At 47.6% G+C, this 4,560-nt stretch carries 4 protein-coding genes and 4 tRNA genes; 1 reads left to right on the top strand and 7 read right to left on the bottom strand.

Annotation, left to right across the window (positions count from 1 at the left end; genetic code table 11):
* The 5 genes from FQZ95_RS20155 to FQZ95_RS20135 form a co-directional block, all read right to left on the bottom strand.
* Window positions 1–299 (bottom strand): GTP-binding protein (locus FQZ95_RS20155; protein ID WP_000031686.1); only part of this gene is annotated, 299 nt, incomplete at its 3' end.
* Window positions 300–413: 114 nt separating this feature from the next.
* Window positions 414–489, bottom strand: a tRNA-Thr gene (locus FQZ95_RS20150).
* A gap of 6 nt (window positions 490–495) precedes the next feature.
* Window positions 496–570: transfer RNA gene (locus tag FQZ95_RS20145), tRNA-Gly, on the bottom strand.
* 116 nt (window positions 571–686) lie between these two features.
* A tRNA-Tyr gene (locus FQZ95_RS20140) sits at window positions 687–771 on the bottom strand.
* 8 nt (window positions 772–779) lie between these two features.
* Window positions 780–855 (bottom strand) — tRNA-Thr (locus FQZ95_RS20135).
* A 361-nt stretch (window positions 856–1,216) separates the two neighbouring features.
* Here FQZ95_RS20135 and coaA point away from each other — a divergent pair.
* The gene (gene coaA, locus FQZ95_RS20130) at window positions 1,217–2,167 is read left to right on the top strand and encodes a type I pantothenate kinase (RefSeq protein ID WP_000023085.1); all 951 of its coding nucleotides are present in this window, start codon (window positions 1,217–1,219) and stop codon (window positions 2,165–2,167) included.
* A gap of 28 nt (window positions 2,168–2,195) precedes the next feature.
* On the opposite strand, the gene birA is transcribed toward coaA, so the two are convergent.
* The gene (birA, locus tag FQZ95_RS20125; RefSeq protein ID WP_000654641.1) at window positions 2,196–3,161 is read right to left on the bottom strand and encodes a bifunctional biotin--[acetyl-CoA-carboxylase] ligase/biotin operon repressor BirA; all 966 of its coding nucleotides are present in this window, start codon (window positions 3,159–3,161) and stop codon (window positions 2,196–2,198) included.
* Complete coding sequence (murB, locus tag FQZ95_RS20120) at window positions 3,158–4,186, bottom strand: UDP-N-acetylmuramate dehydrogenase (RefSeq protein WP_160530577.1); 1,029 nt, start codon at window positions 4,184–4,186, stop codon at window positions 3,158–3,160. The genes birA and murB overlap by 4 nt, the downstream gene beginning before the upstream one ends.
* Window positions 4,187–4,560: the final 374 nt, after the last annotated feature.

Genomic DNA, 4,560 nt, shown 5'->3' with positions numbered 1-4,560 from the left:
TCCATCTGAGCAGCACCGGTGATCATGTTTTTAACATAGTCGGCGTGCCCCGGGCAGTCTACGTGTGCGTAGTGACGAGTCGGGGTGTCGTATTCAACGTGAGAAGTGTTGATGGTGATACCACGAGCTTTTTCTTCCGGCGCGTTATCGATCTGGTCGAATGCGCGAGCAGCACCGCCGTAGGTTTTAGCCAGTACGGTAGTGATTGCAGCGGTCAGCGTTGTTTTACCATGGTCAACGTGGCCGATAGTACCGACGTTAACGTGCGGTTTTGTACGTTCAAACTTTTCTTTAGACATCGATTGTCCCTCTAAGACACGGATAAATCGGTGATATCACCACATCAACCAGGCAACATGCCCGACTTGTTGAATGCAATAAACAGAAGGAAAAAACAGGGAGGAGAAAAGAAGTGGTGCTGATAGGCAGATTCGAACTGCCGACCTCACCCTTACCAAGGGTGCGCTCTACCAACTGAGCTATATCAGCACATCTTGGAGCGGGCAGCGGGAATCGAACCCGCATCATCAGCTTGGAAGGCTGAGGTAATAGCCATTATACGATGCCCGCATCCTGGAACTCGGCTACCTGATTTTCATTCTGCACTGAATATCGAGAGAAGCTCTCTTTATTCGAGCCGGTAAGCGAACTTATCGTCTCGGGCTACGCCATCGCGTGGCCGAAATTGGTGGTGGGGGAAGGATTCGAACCTTCGAAGTCTGTGACGGCAGATTTACAGTCTGCTCCCTTTGGCCGCTCGGGAACCCCACCGGACTTGATGGTGCCGACTACCGGAATCGAACTGGTGACCTACTGATTACAAGTCAGTTGCTCTACCTACTGAGCTAAGTCGGCATCAAGTAGCGCGCATTCTATGGAGACATGCGAGTTCATGCAACTAAAAAATTGCATAATTTGTTTTATTGGTCACATTTTATGCGACACGATGAAGAAACAGTCGAACAGAGGGCAAATTAGCACACTTTTTCAACATCATTGTTCTCAACAATGCGCTCCTTCTAAAGCGCAATTCTTTTTATCAGATGGAATATCTGTCACATTGCTTTTCAACGATAGCTTCCTGGGAGAGATTTTTTCTTATTATTCCTCCCCATCTGGTGTTACCCTCCTGCCCATTAACCCATTCAACAGAACTGTGACGCGCCATGGCAAATATCGTTTTGCCGATAGAGCTATGACCGCCAGAAACATGCTTATGAGTATAAAAGAGCAAACGTTAATGACGCCTTACCTACAGTTTGACCGCAACCAGTGGGCAGCTCTGCGTGATTCCGTACCTATGACGTTATCGGAAGATGAGATCGCCCGTCTCAAAGGTATTAATGAAGATCTCTCGTTAGAAGAAGTTGCCGAGATCTATTTACCTCTGTCACGTTTGCTGAACTTCTATATAAGCTCGAATCTGCGCCGTCAGGCAGTTCTGGAACAGTTTCTTGGTACCAACGGGCAACGCATTCCTTACATTATCAGTATCGCAGGTAGCGTCGCGGTGGGGAAAAGTACAACCGCCCGTGTATTGCAGGCACTATTAAGCCGTTGGCCGGAGCATCGTCGTGTTGAGCTGATCACTACAGATGGCTTCCTTCACCCTAATCAGGTGCTGAAAGAACGTGGTCTGATGAAGAAGAAAGGCTTCCCGGAATCGTATGATATGCATCGCCTGGTGAAGTTTGTTTCCGATCTCAAATCCGGCGTGCCAAACGTTACGGCACCTGTTTACTCGCATCTTATTTATGATGTGATCCCGGATGGAGATAAAACGGTTGTTCAGCCTGATATTTTAATTCTTGAAGGGTTAAATGTCTTACAGAGCGGGATGGATTATCCACACGATCCACATCATGTTTTTGTTTCTGATTTTGTCGATTTTTCGATATATGTTGATGCACCGGAAGACTTACTTCAGACGTGGTATATCAACCGTTTCCTGAAATTCCGCGAAGGGGCTTTTACAGACCCGGATTCCTATTTTCATAACTACGCGAAATTAACTAAAGAAGAAGCGATTAACACTGCCATGACATTGTGGAAAGAGATCAACTGGCTGAACTTAAAGCAAAATATTCTACCTACTCGTGAGCGCGCCAGTTTAATCCTGACAAAGAGTGCTAATCACGCGGTAGAAGAGGTCAGACTACGCAAATAATTTAAAGGGGAGCTAATGCTCCCCTTTCTTATTTTTCTGCACTACGCAGGGATATTTCACCGCCCATCCAGGGTTTTATTATTCCATCCTGCTCAAGCAATAAAGCGCCTTGTTTGTCTATTCCGCGTGAAATGCCAAATATTTCTTTATCACCAATGATAAGTTTCACTGGGCGATTAATAAAATTATCCAGTTTTTCCCAGCGCGAAAGATAAGGTGCCAATCCTTCTTGCTCGAAGAGTTCCAGCGCCGCACGTAATTCACGTATTAGCATGGCCGCCAACGCATTACGATCGAGATTGATCCCAGCTTCCTGCAGCGTGATCCACCCCTGATTAACGACACTCTCTTCAACACGACGCATTGCCATGTTGATCCCGGCACCAACGACTATTTGCGCCGCATCGCCAGTTTTGCCAGTCAGCTCCACAAGAATACCTGCCAGCTTGCGATCCTGCAGATAGAGGTCATTCGGCCATTTAACACGAACTTTATCAGCGCCCAACTTGCGTAATACTTCCGCCATCACGATACCGATAACCAGACTTAAACCAATCGCCGCAGCCGGGCCTTGTTCCAGACGCCAGAACATCGACAAATATAAGTTTGCGCCAAAAGGTGAAAACCATTTCCGACCTCGGCGACCACGTCCTGCCTGCTGGTATTCAGCAACGCAGGCATCACCCGATTTAAGCTCTCCGATACGATCAAGAAGGTACTGATTCGTGGAGTCAATAACTGGCAGCACGGCTACACTACCGCTATCCAGCTGACTCAATATCTGTTCAGCATTAAGTAACTGGATGGGCTCAGGCAGGCAGTATCCTTTACCCGGAACGGTAAAGACATCAACGCCCCAGTCACGCAGTGTTTGAATATGTTTATTAATGGCCGCCCGGCTCATTCCTAACGTTTCACCCAGCTGCTCACCAGAGTGAAATTCGCCATTCGCTAATAGCGTGATTAATTTTAGCGGAACGGTATTATCCTTCATGAAATCGTCTCCGCCGCGCTAACTTCACCTGATGTACCAATAAAGCGAACTTCTGGCTCAAGCCAGACATTAAATTTTTCACCCACTTTCTGTCTTACATGATGTGCCAGCTGCACAATATCTTCGCTTTTTGCATTGCCTTCATTAATGAGAACTAACGCCTGTTGACGGTGTACCGCAGCCCCACCAATTTGTGTTCCTTTTAGCTGGCACTGATCGATAAGCCAACCAGCGGCCAGTTTTACTGAACCATCCGTCTGGGGATAATTTGGTGCTGTTGGAAATTGTGCCAGTAATGCTTTAGCCGTTTCGGCAGATACAACAGGGTTTTTGAAGAAACTACCGGCATTGCCATTCACTTTTGGATCAGGGAGTTTGGTGGTGCGCATATGACACACCGCATCAAATACTTGCTGTGGCGTTACGGTTGTAGGATCCAGACGAGTTAAGTCACCATACGTTAGTACAGGTTGCCACTCTTTTGGCAGGCGCAGACCTACGGCTACAATGGCGAAGCGGTCCTGGTATTCATGTTTAAAAATACTGTCGCGATAGCCAAAACGGCACTCTTTGGCAGTTAAGCGCACTTGCTTGCCTGTCGCCAGTTCAACACAGTCAACATAAGCGCAAACTCGCTGTAATTCTACGCCATAAGCACCAATATTCTGGATAGGTGATGAGCCGACACAACCAGGAATTAACGCCAGATTTTCCAGACCTGGCATACCTTCCTGCAAAGTGTATTTTACCAGGCGATGCCAGTTTTCTCCGGCTCCTACATGTAAATACCACGCATCAGGTTCATCATGAATTTCGATACCTTTGATCCGGTTGATGATCACCGTGCCGCGATAGTCTTCCAGAAAAAGTACATTACTTCCTTCACCCAGAATAAGAACGGGTTGCCCTTCTGCGGTTGCATGCTGCCAGGCATTGAGTAGTTGTTGTTCGTCTTCGGCACATACAATGTGCTGAGCATTATGATCAATGCCAAATGTGTTCCAGGGTTTTAAGGAGTGGTTCATAGCTGCTTTCCTGATGCAAAAACGAGGCTAGTTTACCGTATCTGTGGGGGGATGGCTTGTAGTTATGACGACAGGAAGAGTTTGTAGAAACGCAAAAAGGCCCAGTCTTCCGACTGGGCCTTCTGCTTAATTTGATGCCTGGCAGTTTATGGCGGGCGTCCTGCCCGCCACCCTCAGGGCCGTTGCTTCGCAACGTTCAAATCCGCTCCCGGCGGATTTGTCCTACTCAGGAGAGCGTTCACCGACAAACAACAGATAAAACAAAAGGCCCAGTCTTTCGACTGAGCCTTTTGTTTTATTTGATGCCTGGCAGTTCCCTACTCTCGCATGGGGAGACCCCACACTACCATCGGCGCTACGGCGTTTCACTTCTG

The organism is Escherichia sp. HH41S (assembly GCF_009820115.1).
Taxonomy (GTDB): Bacteria; Pseudomonadota; Gammaproteobacteria; order Enterobacterales; family Enterobacteriaceae; genus Escherichia; species Escherichia coli_F.
This window is presented reverse-complemented; position numbering and strand designations above follow the sequence as displayed.

What these genes read in the sequence shown, in the direction of transcription:
- coaA (WP_000023085.1), top strand. Translation starts at nt 1,217, where the DNA reads ATGAGTATAAAAGAGCAAACGTTAATGACGCCTTACCTACAGTTTGAC.
- birA (WP_000654641.1), bottom strand. Translation starts at nt 3,161, where the DNA reads ATGAAGGATAATACCGTTCCGCTAAAATTAATCACGCTATTAGCGAAT.
- murB (WP_160530577.1), bottom strand. Translation starts at nt 4,186, where the DNA reads ATGAACCACTCCTTAAAACCCTGGAACACATTTGGCATTGATCATAAT.